Annotated in this window: 21 protein-coding genes; 9 read left to right on the top strand and 12 right to left on the bottom strand. The window is 41.8% G+C overall.

Going from position 1 to position 22,722, the window contains the following annotated elements:
- Positions 1–150: 150 nt before the first annotated feature.
- The 5 genes from D7Z94_RS01525 (at position 151) to D7Z94_RS01545 (ending at position 4,685) form a co-directional block, all read left to right on the top strand.
- Positions 151–1,683 (top strand): carboxypeptidase-like regulatory domain-containing protein, encoded by a 1,533-nt coding sequence (locus D7Z94_RS01525; protein WP_120709744.1) that lies wholly within the window; start codon positions 151–153, stop codon positions 1,681–1,683.
- A gap of 157 nt (positions 1,684–1,840) precedes the next feature.
- Positions 1,841–2,362, top strand: a complete 522-nt coding sequence (locus tag D7Z94_RS01530; RefSeq protein WP_147415809.1) for an RNA polymerase sigma factor — start codon at positions 1,841–1,843, stop codon at positions 2,360–2,362.
- A 2-nt stretch (positions 2,363–2,364) separates the two neighbouring features.
- A complete protein-coding gene (locus D7Z94_RS01535) occupies positions 2,365–3,159 on the top strand; it encodes a HEAT repeat domain-containing protein (protein ID WP_158594575.1) in 795 nt (264 codons plus the stop codon).
- Positions 3,160–3,203: 44 nt separating this feature from the next.
- Positions 3,204–3,956 (top strand): DUF4097 family beta strand repeat-containing protein, encoded by a 753-nt coding sequence (locus tag D7Z94_RS01540; protein ID WP_120709746.1) that lies wholly within the window; start codon positions 3,204–3,206, stop codon positions 3,954–3,956.
- Between the two features lie 18 nt (positions 3,957–3,974).
- Positions 3,975–4,685 (top strand): DUF4097 family beta strand repeat-containing protein, encoded by a 711-nt coding sequence (locus tag D7Z94_RS01545; RefSeq protein ID WP_120709747.1) that lies wholly within the window; start codon positions 3,975–3,977, stop codon positions 4,683–4,685.
- 26 nt (positions 4,686–4,711) lie between these two features.
- Here the strand turns inward: D7Z94_RS01545 and D7Z94_RS01550 are convergent, their stop codons facing one another.
- From D7Z94_RS01550 to D7Z94_RS01595, 10 genes are all read right to left on the bottom strand, one after another.
- Positions 4,712–5,002, bottom strand: coding sequence for a hypothetical protein (locus D7Z94_RS01550; RefSeq protein WP_147415810.1), 291 nt, complete (start codon positions 5,000–5,002; stop codon positions 4,712–4,714).
- A 121-nt stretch (positions 5,003–5,123) separates the two neighbouring features.
- Positions 5,124–5,435, bottom strand: coding sequence for a hypothetical protein (locus tag D7Z94_RS01555; RefSeq protein ID WP_120709749.1), 312 nt, complete (start codon positions 5,433–5,435; stop codon positions 5,124–5,126).
- A 200-nt stretch (positions 5,436–5,635) separates the two neighbouring features.
- Positions 5,636–6,028, bottom strand: a complete 393-nt coding sequence (locus D7Z94_RS01560) for a DUF423 domain-containing protein (RefSeq protein WP_120709750.1) — start codon at positions 6,026–6,028, stop codon at positions 5,636–5,638.
- 99 nt (positions 6,029–6,127) lie between these two features.
- On the bottom strand, positions 6,128–6,877 hold the full coding sequence (locus tag D7Z94_RS01565; RefSeq protein ID WP_120709751.1) for an SDR family NAD(P)-dependent oxidoreductase: 750 nt from the start codon (positions 6,875–6,877) through the stop codon (positions 6,128–6,130).
- 51 nt (positions 6,878–6,928) lie between these two features.
- Positions 6,929–7,510, bottom strand: coding sequence for a TetR/AcrR family transcriptional regulator (locus D7Z94_RS01570; protein ID WP_120709752.1), 582 nt, complete (start codon positions 7,508–7,510; stop codon positions 6,929–6,931).
- 121 nt (positions 7,511–7,631) lie between these two features.
- Positions 7,632–8,069: a DUF2141 domain-containing protein gene (locus D7Z94_RS01575; protein ID WP_245967118.1), complete on the bottom strand. Its 438-nt coding sequence runs from the start codon at positions 8,067–8,069 to the stop codon at positions 7,632–7,634.
- 4 nt (positions 8,070–8,073) lie between these two features.
- Positions 8,074–8,526 carry a hypothetical protein gene (locus D7Z94_RS01580; RefSeq protein WP_120709753.1) on the bottom strand — a complete coding sequence of 151 codons (453 nt, stop codon included), beginning with the start codon at positions 8,524–8,526 and terminating at the stop codon, positions 8,074–8,076.
- 106 nt (positions 8,527–8,632) lie between these two features.
- The gene (locus D7Z94_RS01585; protein ID WP_120709754.1) at positions 8,633–9,376 is read right to left on the bottom strand and encodes a CPBP family intramembrane glutamic endopeptidase; all 744 of its coding nucleotides are present in this window, start codon (positions 9,374–9,376) and stop codon (positions 8,633–8,635) included.
- A gap of 89 nt (positions 9,377–9,465) precedes the next feature.
- A complete protein-coding gene (locus D7Z94_RS01590) occupies positions 9,466–10,596 on the bottom strand; it encodes a helix-turn-helix domain-containing protein (RefSeq protein ID WP_120709755.1) in 1,131 nt (376 codons plus the stop codon).
- Positions 10,597–10,617: 21 nt separating this feature from the next.
- A complete protein-coding gene (locus D7Z94_RS01595; RefSeq protein WP_120709756.1) occupies positions 10,618–12,642 on the bottom strand; it encodes a S9 family peptidase in 2,025 nt (674 codons plus the stop codon).
- Positions 12,643–12,850: 208 nt separating this feature from the next.
- On the opposite strand from D7Z94_RS01595, the gene D7Z94_RS01600 reads away from it, so the two are divergent.
- The 3 genes from D7Z94_RS01600 (at position 12,851) to D7Z94_RS01610 (ending at position 18,809) form a co-directional block, all read left to right on the top strand.
- Complete coding sequence (locus tag D7Z94_RS01600) at positions 12,851–13,249, top strand: hypothetical protein (protein WP_120709757.1); 399 nt, start codon at positions 12,851–12,853, stop codon at positions 13,247–13,249.
- Between the two features lie 72 nt (positions 13,250–13,321).
- A complete protein-coding gene (locus D7Z94_RS01605; RefSeq protein WP_120709758.1) occupies positions 13,322–17,659 on the top strand; it encodes a CusA/CzcA family heavy metal efflux RND transporter in 4,338 nt (1,445 codons plus the stop codon).
- A 10-nt stretch (positions 17,660–17,669) separates the two neighbouring features.
- A complete protein-coding gene (locus D7Z94_RS01610) occupies positions 17,670–18,809 on the top strand; it encodes an efflux RND transporter periplasmic adaptor subunit (RefSeq protein ID WP_120709759.1) in 1,140 nt (379 codons plus the stop codon).
- A gap of 4 nt (positions 18,810–18,813) precedes the next feature.
- Here the strand turns inward: D7Z94_RS01610 and D7Z94_RS01615 are convergent, their stop codons facing one another.
- Positions 18,814–19,635, bottom strand: coding sequence for a ZIP family metal transporter (locus D7Z94_RS01615; RefSeq protein WP_120709760.1), 822 nt, complete (start codon positions 19,633–19,635; stop codon positions 18,814–18,816).
- Positions 19,636–19,637: 2 nt separating this feature from the next.
- Positions 19,638–20,294 carry a metal-dependent transcriptional regulator gene (locus tag D7Z94_RS01620; protein ID WP_120709761.1) on the bottom strand — a complete coding sequence of 219 codons (657 nt, stop codon included), beginning with the start codon at positions 20,292–20,294 and terminating at the stop codon, positions 19,638–19,640.
- Between the two features lie 140 nt (positions 20,295–20,434).
- Here D7Z94_RS01620 and D7Z94_RS01625 point away from each other — a divergent pair, with 140 nt between their 5' ends.
- The gene (locus D7Z94_RS01625; RefSeq protein WP_245967154.1) at positions 20,435–22,663 is read left to right on the top strand and encodes a TonB-dependent receptor; all 2,229 of its coding nucleotides are present in this window, start codon (positions 20,435–20,437) and stop codon (positions 22,661–22,663) included.
- The last annotated feature ends 59 nt before the right edge of the window (positions 22,664–22,722 follow it).

The following is a 22,722-nucleotide window of genomic DNA, read 5'->3' on the forward strand; positions in this document are numbered from 1 at the left end:
TTGCGGGCAAAACGATTGTGGATGCCATTAAGGGTGTCCACGGCTGTCCATTCGTACTTGTTAAAAAAACAATAAATCCAGCCAAAAAAATCCTAAAAAGCATGGTTTTCCTAGGTACTATGCTTTAGTTTGTCTGAAAATTGATCCTGGATGGGAAAAGTTGCATTCGCATTTACCCTAATTTTTTTATTCCTTGGTATAACATATGCCAATGCACAAGTCCTAAGTGCAAGGATTGTAGATTCCACTACTTCAAAACCTGTTCCCTACGTTACCGTGCAATTGAAAAAACGGGGAATGATAACCAACGAGGAAGGACGCTTTTCATTCCGGTTGGAAGAAAGCGTACAACCTTCTGATTCATTGTTTATTTCCTGTATCGGCTATGAATCCATAGGAAAGCCTATCTCCGAGTTTAAGGAGAATACTATTTATTTAAGACCCAAGGCCATAGAACTGAAAGAGGTCATCGTTTCCAATAAAAACTATACCCCCAGGGAAATTTTGGACGAGGTAAAGAAAAATCTGGAAAAAAATTATCATCTGGAGCTTACCAAGAAGCGATTGTTTCTGCGGGAATCCTACCAGCAAAATATCCTAAAGAGCGATTATGTCCTCAAGAAATCAACCATTCCCGCATTCAATACCAATTTTTTGGACAGTGTAAACAATACAATTCCCAAGAACAACAGTTATTATACTGAAATGCTGGGCGATCTTTATGGTGGTAGTAAGGCCAAAGAACAAAAGTTAAATATCATAAAGGCATCCGAACTGTATGATAAAAGCAAAACTTTGGATGCTGAGACCTTGGAGAAGAAGTTTAATTCCATCGTAAAGGAAAACATAAAAACGGATTCTTATTTTAAGATCAAATCCGGATTATTTGGAACAAAAGTGGATGCCGATGAACTTTTTGAGACCGAGGTAGACTCCAGTGATGTACAGGCTTTAAACGAGCACTTGAAGAAAACCCAGGAAAATGAACAGGAGCGTAAAAAGTTCTTTGCCAAATATAAGCGCCGTACCTTAGGTAACCTTTACAAAAGCTTGCCCGTATTCAAAAATTCGGATTACAACGTAATCTTTAAACCAAGGCGATATAGGCTTACCCTGGAAGACTACACCTATTTGGGGGACGATGCCGTTTATGTTTTGCGTTTTGAACCTGAAGGTTCCGAGAATTTCAAGGGCAGGCTGTATATCAACTCTGATGATTTTGCTATTATCCGAATGGATTTCGAAAATGTTGAGACCTTACGAAATTTTAAGCTTCTGGGGGTTTCCTTTAATGAGTACCTTGCCCAGGGAAGGATGATCTTTTCAAAGGGAAAGGACGGTAAATATCAGTTGCGCTATTACGAAATAACCAAGGGAAACAGAATTGGTTTCAAAAGACCCCTGAAAATAATAGAGAAAAACAAAAACGTACGCGGCCGCCGAAAGCAAAATGAGCTTTCCTTAAAAATAGACGTCGCCGTTAGTGGCAAAAATCGTTATGAGCTGGTTGTTTTTGATGTTGATCCAGTGAGCGAAACCCAATATGAAAATATTAAGGAAAATAATTCCATACTCCCCACCTATATGCCCAACTACGATCCGGAATTTTGGTCGGGGTATGATATTATAGAGCCCAATACCGCCATCAAGGAATTTGTTTCGGAGGCCGAGCTGGATAAATAATCTGTCGGATACCCATAAGCCTCCGTCCGTATTTGTATCCCCATTTCCCTATTCCCCAATCTTATTCTTCCCTGATAAGAATTTTTACTTCCGGTTATGTAACCTTTTGTACTTTTCTTGCTATATAGTATTGAATGTCACCTAAAGACTTTCTCTTTTGAAGGAGCAAACAGACGAGATTATTATGGCCAAGGTGGCCCAAGGGGACCTGGACCTATTGAAGATACTTTTTAAAAGACATCACCTTCACGTCTATAATTTTCTATACAAAATGTGTAGGGACAAGATGTTGAGCGAAGATGTTACACAAGAGGTCTTTTATAACATAATGCGGTATAGGGCATCCTATAAGAATGGCAGGTTCGTCTCCTGGATGTTTACCATTGCGAGAAATAGTCTCAGAAGACATCTTCAAAAAACCAAGGTGAACCATGAAGATTTGGATGATGTTTCCTATAGATTGATTGAAAATGAAGAACCTAAGGAGGACTATACCCATTTACTAAGAGCTTTGGATAAGCTCAACCCCTCGGATAGGGAACTGTTGATCCTAAACCGGTTTCAGGAGATAAAATATGCTGAATTGGCCAACATAGTCGGAAGTACGGAAGGAGCCGTAAAGACAAAGGTGAGCCGAGCCCTAAAAAAATTGAAGGTAATTTATTTTGAAAATTTATGACGATGGACAAAAAACATGTTATTGATTTACTTCCGGACTATCTGGATCAGGTTTTGGATACCGTTCAAAAACAAAAAGTAGAGGCACATTTAAAACAGTGTCCAACTTGCGCCGCAGAATTGGAGCAGCTAAGAACTCTTTTAGATGCCTTTGCAAATGAAGAAACAGCCATCCCCTCGAATCGGGTAGAAGCCAATTTCCTAGAGCTTTTGGAGCAAGAAAAACGCGAATTGGCAAAGGTGGTTCCCCTCAATTCAAAGCAACCTTCCATAAAATCAGGTTGGGGAAACTTCTTAAAAATAGCAGCAAGTATTGCAATGTTGGTAGGTTCGTTTCTACTGGGGCAATATCAACAGGAACGGGAATCCCATGTTGAAATTGCTGCCTTGCAGAACGAGGGCCTAGAATTAAGGCAAACAGCCATGCTCTCCCTTATGGAGAGTAAGTCGGCCAGTAGGCGTATTCAGGGAGTCAACTATATTGACGAGTTCGGAGACCTTGATGAAAGTATTGTTAAAGCGTTGACCGACAGAATGCTACATGATGAAAATACCAATGTACGCATGGCATCAGCCGAGGCCCTGGAAAAATTTACGGCTTCGGAGATCGTAAAAAATGCCTTCATCAAGGCTTTAAAAGTGGAGAAGGATCCAGGAATACAAATTACAATTATCCAGACTTTGGTCCGCATTCAAGAAAAGAAGGCAGTAATGCCGCTTAAAGAATTAATGCAACAGGACGAAACCCAACCCTTTGTTAAGGAACAAATTGAATCATTATTACCAAGTATTATATAAACACAAGTGCTGAGCCTTGTCGAAGCATCAAAAAACGAAACATCATGAAATTACTTAAAATCACATTTTTACTGAGTTGTATTTGTACCGGAATATGGGCGCAAGAAGATTACACAAAATCCCTAAGCGGTATCGAATGGGTAAAAGTTGAATCCAAAAATGATATTCTTGTCAAAACACACGCCAGTGACCAGCTTTTGATCAAGGGCGGGCCTTCCTACAAAATTCCCGAAAGAGCCAAAGGATTGCGCTTGGTCGGGGAGAGCGGTTCGGATAATACGGATGTTGGGTTTTATGTTATCCAGGAAGGAAATAACCTCTTGGTAAGAAACCTAAGAAAATCGGAACGCGCAGAAATCTATTTGCCGGCAAAACAAAACATTTCCGTTAGGACCAACTGGCAAGGCAATATTCGAATTTCTGGTTTTCGGGGAGAGATAGAGGCTACTGCAGAATTGAACGGAGGCATTAGAGTTGAGGATGTAAGCGGGCCTTTGACGGCCAATACCTTAAACGGTGAAGTAGAGGTTCAATTTACAACGGTAAGCCAGGATTCTCCCATAAGCATCTATTCAACCAATGGCGCTTTGGATATTACAATGCCGGAAAATACCCCCGCGGACCTAAGTCTAGGTACCGTAAATGGGTCCATTTATACCAATTTTGAAATCAGCTTACCGGATAAGGACGGTCTAAGGGCCATTGCCTCTAAAAAGGTAAAGGGGTCGGTCAATAACGGGGGGGTGGATGTTAAATTGAAAACCACCAACGGAAATATTTATCTAAGGAAAGAATAATCAAAAAATAGAACAGTCATGAAAAAAACAGTAGTCTTATTATTAGGCCTCATCAGCCTACAGATCGGTGCACAGAAAATCATTGAAGAAAACATTGATTATAAAAATCAATATATAGATGTGGATGTAAAGTTCGCTTCTATGATAGCGGTTAAGTCATGGGATAAATCTTCGGTCTATTTTAAAGCTGAGATTTATACCGAAGACGAAAAATTCCTGGATCTATACAATTTGGATATAAGCGCAAGCGATACCCGAATCGCAATTACTTCAGAAGCGGAAACCTTATTCAAGGCCTACCGCGAGGATTGTATTAAAAATAGTCCTAACAGGAAAAGATACTGCTATAACACGGGGGATTTATATGAATTCAAGTACGTGCTCTATGTCCCTAAAAATGCCAGGGTCAAAATAAGTAGCATCAATGGGCATCTAAAATCCGAGGTTATTGAAGGCGATTTTACGGTTGACCTTATCAATGGGGATATCGAAATTGCACAATATTCCGGAGAACTTGATCTAAGTACCATCAATGGAGAAATTGACCTGAAAATGATCGATGCTGATTTAGTCGCCGAGACGATTCATGGGGATATTTATGCCGATGAAAAATTAAAGTTCAAATCTACCGACCGCCATGTGGGTCAAAAGATATACGGTCGTACCGCCAATGGCAAGAACAGCCTACGCCTAAACACTATTAATGGAAATATGTATCTAAGGTTATAGGTATTGTTAAAGGGGTCGGTGCCAAGTTATGTTTGTACGGTCAACTTGTTTTCCATCAAATAAAAAAACGCCGACCCTGAAAAGTACAGGACAACATCCAAAAAGTCTGCTGTATAACGCAAATTAATTCTGGGCAGATAATACTCAAAATAAACACTGTAAAATAGGGTGAGTGTCAAAATCAATGGCCATGGCAACCTTAAGGTATTATTACCCTTGAGCTTCCGAATGGCAAATTGACCCATAAAAAGCACTATGGGCATACATAAAAAATCGTTCAGGTAATTGTTGGTCCACTCGGGCAAGGTTGCGCTCATTTTTTGTAGGCTAAAAACAATCAAAGCCATGGAACAAAACAGCGGAAAGTAAAAGGCCTTTAGCCTTTTTGGTGTGGTTTTGATATTCTTTTTTTCGAAATTCAACATACTTTTACCTACACTAAGCCGCAATATAAGCGAATATATAGGCCAAAAAAGCCCCGATTGCCAGCACTACTACCCAAACAGAATAAAAAGCAAGGGCAACTACTCTTACAATAGGATTGCTATGGTTACGTACCTTTTCAAAAAAAGCTGTTATGGCATCGGGTTTCTCTACTTCTTCTTTTTTCTGCCTTTTCCTTTCCCGTTCCTCACGTTCTAATTTTCGACGAAGATTTGTATTGATCAACGTACCACAATTGTTGCAATAATCGCTGTTCTTGGTAATTTTGCCACATTTGGGGCATCTCCTGTTAATTTCATATTGCATAACCGAAATTACTTCAGAAATAGTATCTATAGGGATGTTCCATAAATTCCATAAAGTTATGCGTAAAACCCTAAGGATAACAACCAAAACCTGTTAACTAAAGCCTAAAAGCGAGGTATGGGTCAACATCATGATTCTCAAGATACCGGAAGGTATGAGGCGGTGGATTTGATGGCCTGCTGGTATGCTTTAACTTTTCGCTAGATAAGTTTCCCGATAAAAGAATACAGGAGCATTCCCCAACCGGCGACCAATATTAATCCTCCCACGGGCGTAATGGGGCCAAGAAACCGCCATTTTCTTTCTTTGGACGCGCTCAACGTAAGCCCATAAATACTAAATGAAAAAAGAAAGGTACCTACAATAAAACAATAGGCAATATAGCTTTCCAAAGGAGTGTTGAATCCAAAATTGAAACCCAATACGATCAAAAGGAGGGCGTGATACATTTGATATTTGACACCTGTTTCAAAGCTTCTTAATTGTTCTTCCGTAAAGGATTTTTTGAGGGCATGTGCTCCAAAAGCACCAAATACAATAGCTAACAAACCATATAGGGATCCCATAAATTGAACGAGCAGAATTGTCTCCATAACATGCAAAGATAGCCCGAGAATTGGATTGATACACTATAAAAAGCCAGTTGGGAGAATTCTCCAACTGGCTTGGTACGCTATTATGTCAATACACTATTAAATTTGGCTCAACCCTCCATCAACGGAAAGTTCTATGCCATTTACATAGCTGGCTTCATCAGAAGCCAAGAACAAAACGGCATCGGCTATCTCCTTGGGGTTTCCGAAACGTTTTAAGGGATTTGCCTCGGCAAAACCTTGTCCCATTTCGCTAACCACTTCCTGGGGCATCCCCATTTTGTCATAAATTGGGGTGGCAATCGGTCCTGGAGCTATGGAATTAATACGAATTTGACGTGGAGCCAGCTCTGTGGTCAACACCCGGGCGTAAGCCCGTAAGGCACCTTTGGTAGCGCTATAGACCGCTGCACCCTCAAACCCTTTTTGATGTACGATAGAGGTATTGAAAACTATATTTCCTCCGTCATTCAAATGAGGAATGGCATACTTGGTCAAAAAGGCAGGGCCTTTGATGTTAATATCGAATTGAGAATCAAAATGGTCTTCGTCAATTTGATCTGCTGGTGCAAAGAAGGCTACCCCCGCATTTGCAAAGAGCACATCAATTTTGCCATAGGCATCCACGGCTTCTTGAATCAATTTTTCATTGTCCCGTGGTTTGGATTGATCGGCCAAAACTGCCTTGAAATCACCTTCCAAGTTCTTGACCACCTCATCCAGGGCCTCTTTTCTTCTTCCCGAAAACACCACCTTGGCACCTTCACTTAAAAAACCTTTAACGGCCTCCAAACCTATGCCGGAATTTCCTCCCGAAATCACTACTACTTTGTCTTTGAATTTATTCATCGTATTAAAAATTAATTTTGAAACAATCGTTCCAAAAATGGTTAAAAAAATTTACGCCAACACTCTTAGCGTATTATCTATAATCTGTTGAAGTACATTTTTATCCTTAATCAATATTCCTGTCATTCTAAAACCTTGGAAGGCATTGAACACAAAATAGGCATAACTTCTACAGTCTTGTTTCTTATTTATGACCCCCTGCTCCTGACCATCCCTTATCAAGTCCTGAAAAGTAGAAAGCGTATATTCCTGGGTATCCAAAAGCCATTTCTTTAGGTCTCTGTCCTGATTGCCCATCTCGGACTTACAATTCATAACGAAGCAACCCTTGTCCTTTTTATCTCCAAGTATCTCCGGCAAAAACCCCTCAAAAATGAGTCGTATGGCCTCCAAGGGATTTCCAGCTTCCACCAAGGCCTTTCGAAACATTCCCCCTGATTCCTTTTGATAATAGGACAAGGTAGTTTGATAAAGCTCCAACTTCGAACCGAAAGAATTGTATATGCTGGAGCGATTTAGGCTGGTAGCATCCACCAAGTCCTGCATGGAGGTACCGTTATAACCTTTCTCCCAAAAAACGTGCATGGCGCTCTTTAGTACCTTCTCTTTATCAAATTCGGTAATCCTTGGCATTTTGTTTTGTGTGTGGTCAAATATATATTGGAACAATCATTTCAGAAAACTATTTAACATATCTTTAATCATTATTTGGAAAGATAGATTTTGGATGGAAGGGTAGCCCTACTACAATTTCTTAAAGTATCACTGTGATTTCCTTGTCGGACCGCAGCTCAAATGCGCATTCCGTAAAACTTGGAGGACCAAAGGTTTTCATTTTGGCATTGGAAAAGCCTATCTTTTCCTTGGGTATGCCTAGCCAGTTGCGATCGAGGACATCATTGCCATTCTCATCATGGAAAATGGCCACGGCATATTTACCCGACGGAAGGCTCTCAATGGAAAGTTCGGTCGTGCCTTTTTGGGCTTTGGCACTATCGAATTTAAATACATCTTCAAACTCTAGAAAGCCGTTTTCATTGTCATAAATGGCCACACTTATCTTACCATTCGATGTTTCTACACCTTCTATGGATATAGAAAGCCTATTTTGGGCCATGCCAAGGATCGGTACGAGCAGAAAAAGCAAAAACCATTTTTTCATAAGTACAAAATTAGCAACTCCAATGCTCATAAACTCACTTTTTAGATGAAAATTGTAGAGGTAAGCTGTCCTTTTTGTTCTTTAGAAAAAGGTACATTTTTTCATTTTCCAAAGAATCCCTTAAATTCATGAAAAGCCTCAGCGAATCCCTATATACCAATTTTATCTTGGGGTTGGGAAAATGATCTACATATACATACACTTTTTTGTCCGTTAGGGAGTCCTTGAACTCTCGGAACACCCCTTTTTCTTTTTCTAAGGCAGAAAACCCATTTAGGCGTTCCATAGGTGGTATTTTTTCTACCATCACTACACTGTCAAGCTCTGAAAACTCCACTTTATTATAATAAAATCCGGAGAGTATTTGGATATCGTTGGTATTGGTTCTAACCCAATTTTTATAATGGGCCATAAGGGCCAGGAGGCAGATGATAACGGTAATCACCACCAAGATATTCCAAAACCTATGTTGTTTTTTTGTTCTCATGTCGTCGCTTGCGTTCCCTAAATTACAAACGATCAAGGTGAATAAAAATTTTCGATCCGCTTAAATTATATCCTTAATGGAAAAACTCGGTCGCTTGTATTTCATCTCAGCTCAAGTAAATACTCCCCAACAAAAGGGTGTCCATGTACGCATGTGCCAGAATCAGTACAATCAGTTTGTTTTTAAATCGTACATGGAAAGTCCCCAATATGAGACCCATAAAACTTGTTTGTACCATTCCGGTTATTCCCCAGGTATAGTGGGCCAAACCAAAAATCACGGCGCTGATCAAAACCGCATAGGTCTTTTCAAACTTTGCCCCCTTTAACATCAATGAAACACGATGTATTAGAAATCCACGATATACCAGCTCTTCCCCAAAGGAGGATACTAGGTAAACTCCCAATAAAGACAAGACAAATATCCCTGGATTGTCCTTTAAATAGTCATAGTTGCTAACATCCGGTTGGGCGGTCGCTCCCATTAGCATTGACATACCCACAGATCCCAGAACAAAACTTAAAATAGTGATGATACCTATAAGAAAGGACCAAAGAATTATTTTTAGGTATGTTTTACCGCTCCAGACGGGTAACACCAATCCCAAATCACGAAAATTTGACCTTCTGAGCCATTGTCCAAAACACACCAGGGCTATCATGATTACATTGGCAAACCATACTATTAACTGTTGTGCAAGTTGACTCCCCTGAAAAAATGGTGCTACCATTTGAATAAACAAAAAAACGACCCCAAAAATGAGCACCACCTCCATTAAGGTTGCTGACTTCTTGGATTCCAAATAATTTCCTAACCTATCCCTAAGCGTATTTTTGAATTGACGGTTCATCTCTTCTTACTTTTTATGTTGTCCTATAAAAGTAGACGTGATATCCCGGAGGATGGTTTTACTTCAGGAAGGCGAACCCTTTTTAGGATTCATCGTGTTTCCGAGGAAAGTCTAAATTGAGAAGGTGTTAGGGTTGTTTTCCTTTTAAAAATAGTATTAAAGGAAGATTTGGAAGAAAAACCTACCGAATACATTACTTCCTGTATGGTCATGGTATTTTGGGTGTCCTGAAGTAATTTTTTGGCCTCATCGATTCTATAAGAATTCACAAAATCAAAAAAATGCTTCCCAAAAGATTGGTTGATGACCTGCGAAAGTTCTTTTGGGGGAAGGTCCAAAATCTTAGCCAGGTCATTCAAGGTAAGGTCTGGATTCAAATAACTTTTTTCAGTCTCCATCTGTAAAACCAGGGCTTCCCTAAACCTATTTTGCTTGTCGGCGGACAAAGTGGATCCGGAATACTTCTTTTTGGACAAGGTGAAAAACGGATTTCCGGAAAGTAATTCCGAGGACTTTAATGCCTTGAATATAGCCCTATTGATAAAATAAAAAAGAAATACAATAAAACCGAACAATATACCATTTACATAGGCCCTATATGATGTGTAGGGCACTACGGTAAGTAGAACACCCAAAAACCATAACCCGATAAATGAATTTATTATAAAACACAGCCAATCCAAATTAATTTTGACCAGATTGGAATGATATTCCTTCATTGCTTTGCCGTGTAAGGCCAACACACGTTTTGACAGCCAAAGGTAAAACCCTCCATGGAGGTATCCCATAACCACGAATATTATGGCCCCTTTGGGGAGATTGGCCTTGCTTATGGTCTCAAGCGCATACGCAATAGGGGCCTTCTCCAGAAAGTAGAAAATCAGCAAGCCTAACAAGCATACAACAAAGGGAACAAAGTGAACCCATTTTTTGGCAAGTGTAAAACTTTGATCAACAATTGATAAAGTATACAAATAAATCAATGGTCCAAAAAGCAATAAAAAAGAGTCGTCCAATAATAAAAACGGCGGAAAGAAGGACCAAACGTTGTGTATTTGCAATAAGATATCCGTTACATTGATCGCCAATATTAGGAAAAAGGTGCCTAACAGGAGGTTACTGATTCTTTTGCCCTTTCGGTTAGTCAGTGAAAAAACAGCGATAAAGAACAACTGAAATGCTACCAGCAGCAAAAGAATCGCATTCAAATTCAGATCCATGTCCAACGCTATTGTTCAATACTATTTTCGGTATTTCTGAAACCACGCAAGGGTATGCGCTATTTTGGTAATCAAATTGCTCGGCCTATTAGCGATACCATGACTGGCATTTGGTATTTCGACCAATACTGTTGGAATTTTTCGCAATTTTAGGGCATGGTACAACTGCTTGGCCTCACTGGGGGGCGTACGCAAATCGTCCATTCCCACCAACACCATGGTGGGCGTCTCTACATTGCCGACCAACGAGATCGGGGAAAACTTCCAATACGTCTCAAAACTTTCCCAAGGTTGTCCCGGGTAACGGCTGTTGGCATAGCGGAAATAATTATCGGCGACCAGCGTTTTACTGATCCAATTCATGACAGGTTTGGCCACCACGGCCGCCTCAAAACGATTGTTCTTGCCTATCATCCAAGCAGACATAATTCCTCCGGCACTACCTCCTGTAACAAAAAGCTGGTCTTCATGGGCAATTCCTTTTTGGATACAATAATCCACTCCGTCCATTACATCATTATAATCCTCTCCGGGATAATTACGGTACAGAAGATTGGCAAATTCCTCTCCATATCCGGTACTACCCCGCGGGTTGGGATAAAAAACAATATACCCCGCCGCAGCATACAATTGCATTTCGGCCGAAAAACGATCTCCATAATTCAAAATAGGGCCTCCATGATTTTCAACCAGGAAAGGATACTTTTTAGAGGCATCATAATTGGGAGGATATACCACCCAGCCTTGGATATCCCTTTGGTCAAAACTGGAGGTATACCAAATTTCCTCCACTTTTCCTAAATTTCGGAAATCCAATAGGGCATTATTCAGGGAAGTAATCTTTGCCGGATTTTTCACCTTGGATTTCAAAATCGCCAATTCGGAAGGATATTCTGGTCGGGTTTGGGTATAAGCGACGGTCCCATTTTCAGATACACTGAAAGACCCTCCAGCATAGGGCCTACCAATGGAGATGCCCCCCATATTATCAGCTAATTTGGTAACCTTCCCGTTTAGGTTAAGATGGGCAATTTTGGTATTTCCATTATCGTCATAGGAAAAATAAAGGCCATTCCCTTTAGAGTCCCAGACCAAATCTGAAACCGTCCTATCCAAATCTTGGGAGACTTCCTTTTGATCGCTGCCATCCTTATTCATAATATGGACCTTATGTACTTGATAGGCCTGCCTCTTATCCGCAACACTGATGTAAGCTATCCTTGTCCCATCCGGAGAAACCACCGGATGATTATCCGGCCCATCCCTATCCGTTAACGCTTTGATCTGCCCATCATAAACCCCAACAGAGTAGATCTCACTATTTCTAAAGTCGTATTCCCAATCTTCGTTCCTATTCCCTGAAAAATAGATATGTTGTCCATCCTTGGACCAAGAAAGGGTTCCTCTATGGTGAAAATCCCCAGAAGTCAATTGTCTTGGAGCACCGCCATCTGCGGGAATCACAAAAATATGATTGAACCCCGGATCAATATAGCCCCGACCGTCCGCTTCATGATATAATCTGTCCGTTATCCTTGGTTTCTCCGCCCACTTTGCATCCTTGGGTTTTTTGGGCATTTTGGCTAAAACCGGCGGCTCTTTTTCTACGTTCATCGAAAAGGCGAGCTGTTGGCCATTAGGTGACCATGTTAAGGCACTGGGGCTGAAGGGAAGTTGTGTTACCTTGGCAATTTTGCCCGAAGCTATCCAGTGGATATAAATCTCCGACCCCTCGTCCGTACTGCTAACAAAGGCCAAGCGATCTCCTTGGGGGGACCAGCGTGGATTGGATTCGCTAACTTCCCTGGACGTCAATTTTTGATGTTTTGAACCATCGGTCTTTATCATCCAAAGATTTCCCGAAACTTTATCCTTCATGATATCAAAGGCCATTCTTCGGTAGACCACCCAATTCCCATCGGGAGAAATCTGTGGATCGGAAACATATTGGAGATCAAAAATATCGGTATAGGAGAAATTCTTCTTTTGAGCCTTTATGGGTTGCCATAGGAATAGGAGAAAAAGTAAAAAAAGGAATCTTAGCATGGGAAAACGATTTGAATTCTTTATGAAAATAGCGTAAAGAGGTTAGATTAGCAAGCCTTTATGGGCTTTGTTATTCAAGGTAAAAAAGACATTTAGAAACAGAACACACTTAGTTTTCAAATCTAATATAGACCCCTCCTAAATTGAAAAGAGAATTCCAATTCCTTTCGCACCTCTTTATAAAATTGTATCTTTAAAAAGCCAAAAGATGACAAAACTTATTTCCATAACGACCTCCTTGCTCATTCTTTTTCAGAGCTTCAACATCCATATAAACGATTTGGTGGAGCTGGACGAGCTTTTCGAACATGCGCAATTCCATGCCGAGGAATACGGGGATAACTTTTTGGTTTTTCTCTCCAAACACTATGGAGAACTTAAAGCGGAGCATAACGAAAAACACCAGGAAGAGCAAAAGGAACACGAGGAGCTTCCTTTTCAACATCATTGCCATTCCCTATCACTTTCGGCTTTTGTCATCAACGACTTGGCACCTTATACTTCCCACGTGGAAATAGCCTCCCTTGATACTGGAAACTTCCATTATGCCGATTCCTATTCTCCCCTACTTGGAGATGGACTTTTCCAACCTCCCAGACACGCATAATCCATACTGATATTCATCATTTTTAGGCGGACAATTTCACATTAGTTTGCCTTCACCCTTATTCAATGGATTATGTTATCGCGCATCATCAAATTAAGTATACATAATAAGTTTATCGTTCTCCTCTTCACCCTGTTCATTATTTGTTTTGGGCTGTATTCCTTGACTCAAATACCCATTGGTGCCGTTCCCGACGTAACCAACAATCAGGTTCAGGTCATTACAACCTCGCGCAATCTCTCTACACAGGATATGGAGCAGTTCATTACCTATCCGGTGGAGCTGGAAATGGCCAACCTCCCAGGGGTAAGGGAAATCCGTTCCATATCCAAATTTGGACTTTCCGTAGTGACCATTGTTTTTGAAGATGATATGGGCACGTATTTGCCCCGTCAACTCATTGCCGAAAAAATAAAATCGGCCTCTGAGAAAATTCCCGAAGGTTTCGGCACTCCGGAAATGGGGCCCATTACAACAGGGTTAGGCGAAATCTATCAATACATCCTGGACGTAAAGAAAGGCTATGAAGACCACTATTCCGTAACTGACCTTAGGACTATTCAGGATTGGGTAGTAAAACGTCAACTCTCCGGTATCCCGGGCGTGGTGGAGGTAAATACTTGGGGCGGTTTCTTAAAGCAATACGAGGTGGCCCTTAGTACCCAAAAACTCAATGCCATGGATATTGATACCCGAGATGTCTTTACCGCTTTGGAGAACAACAATAGCGTAGCGGGTAGCGGATATATCGAAAAGACGGATCAAGCCTATTTCATTCGAGGTGAAGGACTTGTAGCTTCCTTAACAGATATTGGGAATATCGTCGTAAAAATCAGAAACGGTATCCCGGTTTACATCAAGGATATTGCAAAGGTAGGGTATGGCAGTGCAACCCGATTTGGTGCCATCACAGGAAACGGGGAGGGCGAAAAGGTATTGGGACAAGTGATGATGCTGAAGGATGCCAACTCCAAAAAAGTCATCGATGCAGTGAAGGAACGGGTTGCCACTATTTCCAAAACGCTCCCGGACGGTGTTTATATCAATGCCTTTTTGGATCGTAGTGAACTCATTGCCAAGACTACGTTCACCGTAACCGAAAATCTGGTCCTGGGTTGCCTTATCGTTATTTTTGTGGTGGTACTGCTGCTGGGCAACCTGCGTTCCGGACTTGTAGTGGCTTCCGTAATTCCGTTAAGCCTGTTCTTTGCACTTTCTCTTATGTATCTGTTTGGAGTAGATGCCAATCTGATGAGCCTCGGTGCCATTGATTTTGGAATTATCATTGATGGCGCAGTCATTATAGTAGAATTCATAGCTTTCCAGATTACACAACAGCGTTCACGGTTGGTTACACTTTCCAAAGTTGAACAACAGGAAAAAAGGGATGGTATCACCATGAACAGCGCCTCCAAAATGATGAATTCCGCCATTTTTGGGCAGCTTATCATCCTCATTGTGTTTATCCCCATCCTGTCCCTAAGCGGAGTGGAAGGTAAAATGTTCAAACCTATGGCGCTCACGTTCAGCTTTGCGCTTTTCGGGGCCATTGTGCTGTGCTTCACCTATGTTCCTGTGGCCGCAGCGCTTTTCTTGAGGCCTTCCAATACCTCCGAAAAAAATATTTCTATACGACTTATGAACCTGTTGCACAGGGGATACGGGCCAATTATCGATTGGGCCTTAAGTAGCAAAAAGTGGGTTCTTGGCATTTCAGGAGGGGTATTCGTATTGGCCGGAATTCTATTTAGTTCTATGGGAGGGGAATTCGTTCCCACCCTAGATGAAGGCGATTTTGTGATACAACCCATACTAAAAACGGGCACTTCGTTGGAAAAGACCGTAGAGACCACCACTCAAATCGAAAAAATACTATTGGAAAACTTCCCAGAAGTAGCACAGGTGGTTACCCGCATCGGTGCAGCGGAAGTCCCTACGGACCCCATGTCCATGGAAGAGAGTGATGTTATCATCATCCTAAAACCAAAAAGTGAATGGGTCTCTGCCAAGACCAAGGACGGATTGGCCGAAAAGTTCAAGGAAGCCCTTGCCATAATCGCAGGGATGGAAGTAGAATTTACCCAACCCATAGAAATGCGATTCAATGAACTCATTACCGGGGTACGGGCAGATATTGCCATTAAAATCTTTGGGGAAGACTTGGAGATTCTTAGCAAAAAGGGCAACGAAATAAAGGAACTAATAGAAGATGTAGAAGGAGCGGCCGATATTTCTGTGGAAAAAATAGTAGGACTCCCGCAGATGAACGTCACATACGACAGGGCCAAAATAGCTCGTTATGGGCTTAATATTACCGACCTTAACGCTATGGTGGCCATGGGCTTTGCAGGCCGTAGCGTAGGTAACGTCTACGAAGGCGAAAAACGGTTCGAGTTGGTAGTGCGGTTGGACAAAGAGCAGAGACAGGACATTGATAATCTTAAAAACCTATATGTAGATCTACCTTCCACTGGAAAAATCCCCTTAAGGGAATTGGCGGATATCAGTTATCAAAAAGGGGCCGCCAAAATCTCCAGAGACGATACCCGAAGACGTATTGTAGTGGGTATTAACGTGCGTAATCGGGATCTGCAATCCGTGGTAAATGATGTACGCCGATTAATCGATGACAATTTACAATTACCCGTCGGATACTCCATCACCTACGGCGGGCAATTCGAGAACCTGCAAAGCGCCAAGGCCCGACTTTGGGTAGCCGTACCTATTGCACTCTTATTGATTTTTATTCTCTTGTATTTTGCCTTTAGGTCGGTTAAGGAAGCCTTGCTCATCTTTTCTGCCATTCCTTTGGCAGCTGTGGGCGGTGTACTCCTGCTTTGGCTAAGGGATATGCCTTTTAGCATTTCGGCAGGAGTTGGATTTATTGCCCTTTTTGGAATTGCCGTGCTCAACGGCATTGTATTATTGGAACATTTTAAGGAACTCGGACAACAATCTTTTGAAACCATGGAAGCACTCGTAAAACAAGGAACAAAGGACAGATTACGCGCAGTCTTGCTTACCGCCTCGGCGGCGGCCTTAGGTTTTTTGCCGATGGCCGTATCCACCAGTGCCGGGGCCGAGGTACAACGGCCTTTGGCCACCGTGGTCATTGGGGGTCTGGTTACGGCCACTTTATTGACCTTAGTGGTCCTACCTGTACTTTATATCATTTTTGACAATCCTAAAAAAAGGTTGCCAAAAAAATGGATGAAGAAAAATAAAGCAATCCCCGTATTGCTCTTCGGATTCCTACTCACTCCAATGACAAAAGCACAGGAACAACCGTTAGTCTTAGAGGAATTAATGTCTATCGCCCTGGAAAATAATTCAGGTCTAAAAGCGGCTAAGTTAAGTGTAGACCAATCTGATGCTTTGATATCCAGTGCTTTCGATTTTGATAAGATCGAGGTCTATTATCAATATGACGAAAACAACCTCACCTTAACGAACGAACCTCTTCGTGTTTTTGGGATACAGCAAGATTTTCTGTTCCCAACAGTATATTTTGCGAAAAAGCGACGGAACGAGGCTAAGGCCCTAATGGCGGACAACAATTACGAGATAGCACAAAAAGCGATAAAACGAGAAGTGATCGCGGCATATTACACCTATTTATATGCAGAGGAAAGAGAGGCTATTTTTAAACGATTGGACAGCCTTTACCGCAATTCTTCCCGAATGGCCCAACGGCGTTTTGAACTGGGGGAGACCAATTACTTGGAGAAAATCACGGCACAATCCAAAAAACGGCAGATGGGTATTCGTCTGGAAAATGCTGTCCAGGAAATTGCCATGGCACGTACCAATTTGATGAAAATTGCTCAGGTAGACACCTTGCCCCCTATCGCCAAAATACCCATGAACCAAGTTGTTTTGCTTTCCCCCCAACTTGTGCAAAGTCCGGAGCTAAAGTTTTATGAAAGCAATGTGGCCTTAATGCAGGCGGAACGTAGCTTGGCCAAACAACAATTGTTGCCGGACATAGGCCTTAATTACTTTCAGGGTACCGCACCGAATTTTAGCGGTACGCTGCACGGGTATCAATTAGGTCTAAAGGTCCCGCTTTTTTTTAGTGGACAATCGTCCCGGATAAAATCTAGTAAGATTGCAGCGGAAATAGCCGAGGAACGATCCAAGGACTATAAAATTCGCTTTAGTGCTCGTTATGACGAACTCATGGCCCAATATCGTGCACATAAAAAGGCTCTTGAGTATTATGAACAGGAAGGGAACCAGCTCTCCGAGGAACTTTTAAAGACGGCGGAATTGAGCTTCAAAAATGGGGAAATCGATTTTTTCCAATATATCCTAAGCCTTGAAAATGCCTATGAGATACAGTTGGACTACTTGGATAATCTTAACCGGTTTAACCAAACGGTCATCGAACTTAATTATCTAAACCTTTAAAATTACACCTATGAAACGTTTACTCTATACATATCCCATAATCCTATTACTCTTAAATATCTTGGCCTGTGGTGAACGTAAAAATAATACGTCTTCCGAGGTTCACACGGAAACTCCCGTTGACGAACTTGTCATTACCCGGGAACAATTTGAGGAAAATGGGATGATATTGAGCCATATGGAGGAAAAAACCTTTCCAATTACCGTAAGCACCAACGGGATGATAGATGTTCCCCCGGAGAACAGAGCAGTGATAAGTGCAGTAATGGGGGGTTATATCACAAAAACACCTTTATTGGTTGGGGACAAGGTAAACAAGGGCCAGCTTTTGGTTACTTTGGAAAATCCTGAATTTATTGCCCTACAGCAAGAATATCTGGAAGTAAAGGAGCAATTGGTCTATCTCAAATCCGAATACGAAAGGCACAGAATCCTGTTTGATGAAAAGATTTCATCCCAAAAAAACTATTTGAGGACGGAAAGTGAATTTAAAACCGCTAGAGCCCAATATAAGGGGTTACAAAAACAATTACAACTATTGAATATTTCCCCAATGGAAGTGGAAAATGGCAATATCACTGGTACAGCAACACTATACGCTCCTATTTCGGGAAGCGTCACCAAGGTTTTGGTATCCAGAGGTGCCTATGTATCTCCTTCCTCTCCCATTTTGGAAATTGTTGACAATGACCATATTCATCTGGAATTGTCCGTTTTTGAAAAAGACATTATGCAAGTCAAGAAAGGTCAGCCTATATTATTTAGAATTCCCGAAGCTTCGGACAACACCTTTGAAGCCGAAGTATATTTGGTAGGCACTACCATTAATGAAAATAGAACCATTCAGGTACATGCACATTTAAAAAATGAAAAGGAGAACAGGTTTCTGACCGGCATGTTTGTGGAAGCGGACATTGTAACAGATCAACTACAGACCCTTGCCCTGCCCTCTGAGGCTGTTGTAACTATTGATGACAAAGCCTATGTACTTCTCCTTGTTTCCGAAAATGACGGCAATTATCAATTCAGGAAACTGGAAGTACAAACCGGGCAAACCCATGGGAATTATACCGCTATTGGGAATGTGGAGAAATTGGATTCCAACAATCGGTTTTTGACTAAAGGTGCTTTTGGGTTGATTGAGGAATGAGGTTTTATCCCAATCCTACGTCCAAGGTCATCATAATGATGAACCCTCCTATAAATCCCATAGTGGCAATATCGGTATACTTGTCCTGTTGCGTTTCAGGAATTACCTCCTCAACAACAACGAATATCATGGCCCCCGCCGCGAAGGAAAGGGCATAGGGTAAGATGGGCTGGAAGGTCAATACCGCCCACGCCCCCAAAACCCCGGCTATAGGCTCAACAATCGCTGAGGCCTGACCATAAAGAAAACTTTTATAGCGACTTAGGCCTTGCCGACGCAATGGCATGGCCACGGCAAAACCTTCTGGAAAGTTCTGTAACCCTATACCTAGTGCAAGGGCCACCGCTCCTCCGATACTTGCTCCTTCAAAACCAGCGGCAACACCTCCAAAAAGAACCCCGACGGCCAAACCCTCGGGAATGTTGTGCAAAGTAATCGCCAAGGTGAGCAAGGTAGTCCGGTGCCAAGGGGTCTTAACGCCCTCGGCTTCACTTTCCTTAAAATTTATGTGCAAATGGGGCAATATTTTATCCAATCCATAAATAAAAATGGCCCCTAATAAAAAACCAATGGCCGCGGGAACCACTTTTACAAAACCCTCGCCTGGGCTCATCTCTATCCCAGGTGCCAAAAGACTCCAAAAACTCGCCGCCACCATGACCCCACCTGTGAAGCCGAGCATGCCGTCCAAAAGAGCCCTGTTCATTCCTTTAAACAAAAATACCAAGGCGGCACCAGCCGCGGTAAGCCCCCACGTAAAAAGCGTAGCATAAAGAGCGGCTAAAATTGGGTTTATAGATTCAAAATAATCGATTACTTGTTGCATGGCTATTCCGTAATTTTAAGATAGAGGTTGGCTGCAATTTGCTCGGAAATATGAATATCCTTACCCTTTATTTTTAGGTGCAACGAACCATCAAATTCTTCCTTGTCCAAAACTTGTATAGCATCGCCCAGGGCAATACTGTTCTTATCCAAAAACTTTAAAAAGGGCGGTGTAGAATCTTTTACTCCCACACATATCCCTTCCGCACCGATGGGTACTTCGCTCAACAATTTTTTGACCGCCTTTTTGAATTCGCCTTCCTTTGAAGGTATGGGGTCACCATGGGGGTCTACTTGCGGGTATCCTAAATGTTTATCCAACCGGTCGACCAGTTTTTCGCTTTTTACATGTTCCAACTGCTCTGCTACTTCGTGTACCTCATCCCATGAAAAGTCTAGCTTTTCTACTAAAAACACCTCCCAAAGGCGATGTTTTCGAACCAAGGTCAACGCCGTTTTGGTGCCAAATTCGGTTAAGGACACCCCTTTATATTTTTTGTAGTTGACCAATCCCTTTTCAGAAAGTTTTTTGATCATATCCGTTACGGAAGAAGGTTTGGTCTCCATTTGTTCAGCTATGGCATTGGTAGAAACACTTGTACGTTCCCCTTTACCTAGATGATAAATGGCCTTAATGTAATCTTCTTCTGAAAGTGTCACTTAAATTTCATTTTATGCAAAAATACATTTTTATATGTAAAAACAAATTTTTAGATTTGTCTAAAATATAATTTATAGTGGCAAAAATCAAATACAATTATACACTATCCTGGTCTTTCTTTATTCTTTGCACACTTTGTGTGTATGGACAGAAGGCCGTTCTAACCGGTTCGGTAAGTTCCAATGGAGAAGCTGTTCCTTTGGTCAATGTTTATCTGGAGAATACTATATTGGGAACATCTACGGACGAAATGGGTTCCTATACATTGAAAAACATACCCCCTGGGAATTATACGTTAAGAGCCACCGTTATAGGATACCTACCTTTCACTAAACAGGTTTCATTATCTGCAAATGAAAACAAAATCTTTCGGATAACGTTAACCCCATCCTCGGAACAGTTGGATGAAATGGTAGTTACAGGTACTCTAAAACCGGTAAGTCGATTGGAAAGCCCGGTACCTGTGGAAGTGTATAGCCCTACGTTTCTGAAAAAAAATCCAACAGCCAGTATTTTCGAGGCTTTGCAAAATGTAAACGGGGTTCGCCCACAGATAAATTGTAATGTTTGTAATACAGGGGATATCCACATTAATGGTTTGGAAGGTCCCTACACCCTTGTCTTGATCGATGGCATGCCCATAGTAAGTGGATTGGGCACGGTATACGGACTTTCTGGAATTCCCAATTCGCTCATTGACCAAATAGAAATCGTTAAGGGTCCTGCCTCAAGTTTATATGGCAGCGAGGCGGTTGGCGGGCTCATAAATGTTATTACGAAAAACACCTTGGAAGCACCCGACTTTTTTGCAGATGGTTTTGCAACCGGTTGGGGCGAGTATAATCTGGATGTAGGTGCCAAAATTGAGTTCGGTACCAAAACTGATATGCTCTTAGGCATTAATTACTTCAATTATGATACCCCGGTCGATAACAACGGTGATAATTTTACGGATCTCACCCTTCAAGATCGTATCTCCATTTTTCAAAAATGGAATTTCAGACGCCCGGAAAACCGTATTCTTTCCCTTGCCGGTCGCTTTTTTTATGAAGACCGTTGGGGCGGTGAAATGCAGTGGACACCGGAATTTCGCGGTGGCGATGAAATCTATGGTGAAAGCATCTATACACGTAGGTGGGAGGTTTTAGGCAAATATCAGCTGCCTTTTAAAGAAAAGTTATTGCTATCGTTCTCCTACAACGATCACAACCAAAACTCCGTGTACGGAGACATTCCTTATTTGGCCGATCAGCGCATCGGTTTCTCCCAGCTAACATGGGACAAGGCCGTTGGAAAACACGATTTATTATTCGGAAGTGCCATTCGCTACAATTACTATGATGACAATACTCCTGCTACGGCCAACTTGCGAAATAATGAACCGGATGAAGTCTTTATTCCAAGTCTATTTGCCCAGGACGAAATTCAATTGGCACAAAAACACAATCTTCTTCTCGGTCTTCGCTACGATTATGATAGCAGGCATGGGAATATCCTAACTCCAAGAGCTGCCTATAAATGGAAGTTGGGCGACAATGATATCCTACGCTTTAATACGGGAACGGGGTTTCGGGTCGTAAATTTGTTTACGGAAGATCATGCAGCCTTAACGGGAGCCCGAGAGGTAATCATTGCGGAAGAATTGAGACCGGAACGTTCCGTCAATTTCAATTTGAACTACATGAAAAAGATTTATGCGGACAATGGGACATTTGTAGGTTTGGATGCCTCAGTATTCTATACGTACTTCAGCAATGTTATCCTTCCAGATTATGATACAGATCCCAATCAGATTATTTATGACAATTTGGATGGCAAGTCCGTTTCCCAAGGTATAAGCGCAAATGTGGATGTGGTTTTCCCCATAGGTCTTAAAGTGCTCATCGGCGCCACCTTGCAAGATGTGAGCAATACCGAGAACGGTATTACCCAAAGGCAAATCCTGACGGAAAGTTATACAGGTACCTGGAACGTTTCCTATGATTTTCGATCACTTCATCTAAGTGTAGACTATACCGGAAACTTATACGGTCCCATGCGCTTACCCCTGTTGGGCGATTTGGACCCTAGACAGGAGTTTTCCCCAACTTGGAGTATCCAAAATGTTCAATTCACCTACAAGGGGTTGAAAGATTTTGAGATCTACGGGGGTATCAAAAACTTATTGGACTGGACCCCCAATCGGGGCAACCCCTTTATTATTGCTCGGGCAAACGATCCTTTTGACAGAAACGTAACCTTTGATGGCAATGGCGATGTGGTAGCCACTGCGGACAACCCCAATGCATTGACTTTTGATCCTACCTATGTCTATGGGCCCAATCAAGGTATTCGGGGATTTTTTGGAATGCGCTATCGATTGGATTGATGACCGCAAACCCAACATTCGTTTGAAAAAGCTTAAGGAGTCCTTGCATTGGAATACAA

Source organism: Ulvibacterium marinum (genome assembly GCF_003626755.1).
Taxonomy (GTDB): domain Bacteria; phylum Bacteroidota; class Bacteroidia; order Flavobacteriales; family Flavobacteriaceae; genus Ulvibacterium; species Ulvibacterium marinum.

Excerpts from the sequence above, each read along its gene's own strand:
- D7Z94_RS01525 (WP_120709744.1), top strand. The coding sequence starts at position 151 with ATGGGAAAAGTTGCATTCGCATTTACCCTAATTTTTTTATTCCTTGGT.
- D7Z94_RS01535 (WP_158594575.1), top strand. The coding sequence starts at position 2,365 with ATGGACAAAAAACATGTTATTGATTTACTTCCGGACTATCTGGATCAG.
- D7Z94_RS01540 (WP_120709746.1), top strand. The coding sequence starts at position 3,204 with ATGAAATTACTTAAAATCACATTTTTACTGAGTTGTATTTGTACCGGA.
- D7Z94_RS01545 (WP_120709747.1), top strand. The coding sequence starts at position 3,975 with ATGAAAAAAACAGTAGTCTTATTATTAGGCCTCATCAGCCTACAGATC.
- D7Z94_RS01550 (WP_147415810.1), bottom strand. The coding sequence starts at position 5,002 with ATGAGCGCAACCTTGCCCGAGTGGACCAACAATTACCTGAACGATTTT.
- D7Z94_RS01555 (WP_120709749.1), bottom strand. The coding sequence starts at position 5,435 with ATGCAATATGAAATTAACAGGAGATGCCCCAAATGTGGCAAAATTACC.
- D7Z94_RS01560 (WP_120709750.1), bottom strand. The coding sequence starts at position 6,028 with ATGGAGACAATTCTGCTCGTTCAATTTATGGGATCCCTATATGGTTTG.
- D7Z94_RS01565 (WP_120709751.1), bottom strand. The coding sequence starts at position 6,877 with ATGAATAAATTCAAAGACAAAGTAGTAGTGATTTCGGGAGGAAATTCC.
- D7Z94_RS01570 (WP_120709752.1), bottom strand. The coding sequence starts at position 7,510 with ATGCCAAGGATTACCGAATTTGATAAAGAGAAGGTACTAAAGAGCGCC.
- D7Z94_RS01575 (WP_245967118.1), bottom strand. The coding sequence starts at position 8,069 with ATGAGCATTGGAGTTGCTAATTTTGTACTTATGAAAAAATGGTTTTTG.
- D7Z94_RS01580 (WP_120709753.1), bottom strand. The coding sequence starts at position 8,526 with ATGAGAACAAAAAAACAACATAGGTTTTGGAATATCTTGGTGGTGATT.
- D7Z94_RS01585 (WP_120709754.1), bottom strand. The coding sequence starts at position 9,376 with ATGAACCGTCAATTCAAAAATACGCTTAGGGATAGGTTAGGAAATTAT.
- D7Z94_RS01590 (WP_120709755.1), bottom strand. The coding sequence starts at position 10,596 with ATGGATCTGAATTTGAATGCGATTCTTTTGCTGCTGGTAGCATTTCAG.
- D7Z94_RS01595 (WP_120709756.1), bottom strand. The coding sequence starts at position 12,642 with ATGCTAAGATTCCTTTTTTTACTTTTTCTCCTATTCCTATGGCAACCC.
- D7Z94_RS01600 (WP_120709757.1), top strand. The coding sequence starts at position 12,851 with ATGACAAAACTTATTTCCATAACGACCTCCTTGCTCATTCTTTTTCAG.
- D7Z94_RS01605 (WP_120709758.1), top strand. The coding sequence starts at position 13,322 with ATGTTATCGCGCATCATCAAATTAAGTATACATAATAAGTTTATCGTT.
- D7Z94_RS01610 (WP_120709759.1), top strand. The coding sequence starts at position 17,670 with ATGAAACGTTTACTCTATACATATCCCATAATCCTATTACTCTTAAAT.
- D7Z94_RS01615 (WP_120709760.1), bottom strand. The coding sequence starts at position 19,635 with ATGCAACAAGTAATCGATTATTTTGAATCTATAAACCCAATTTTAGCC.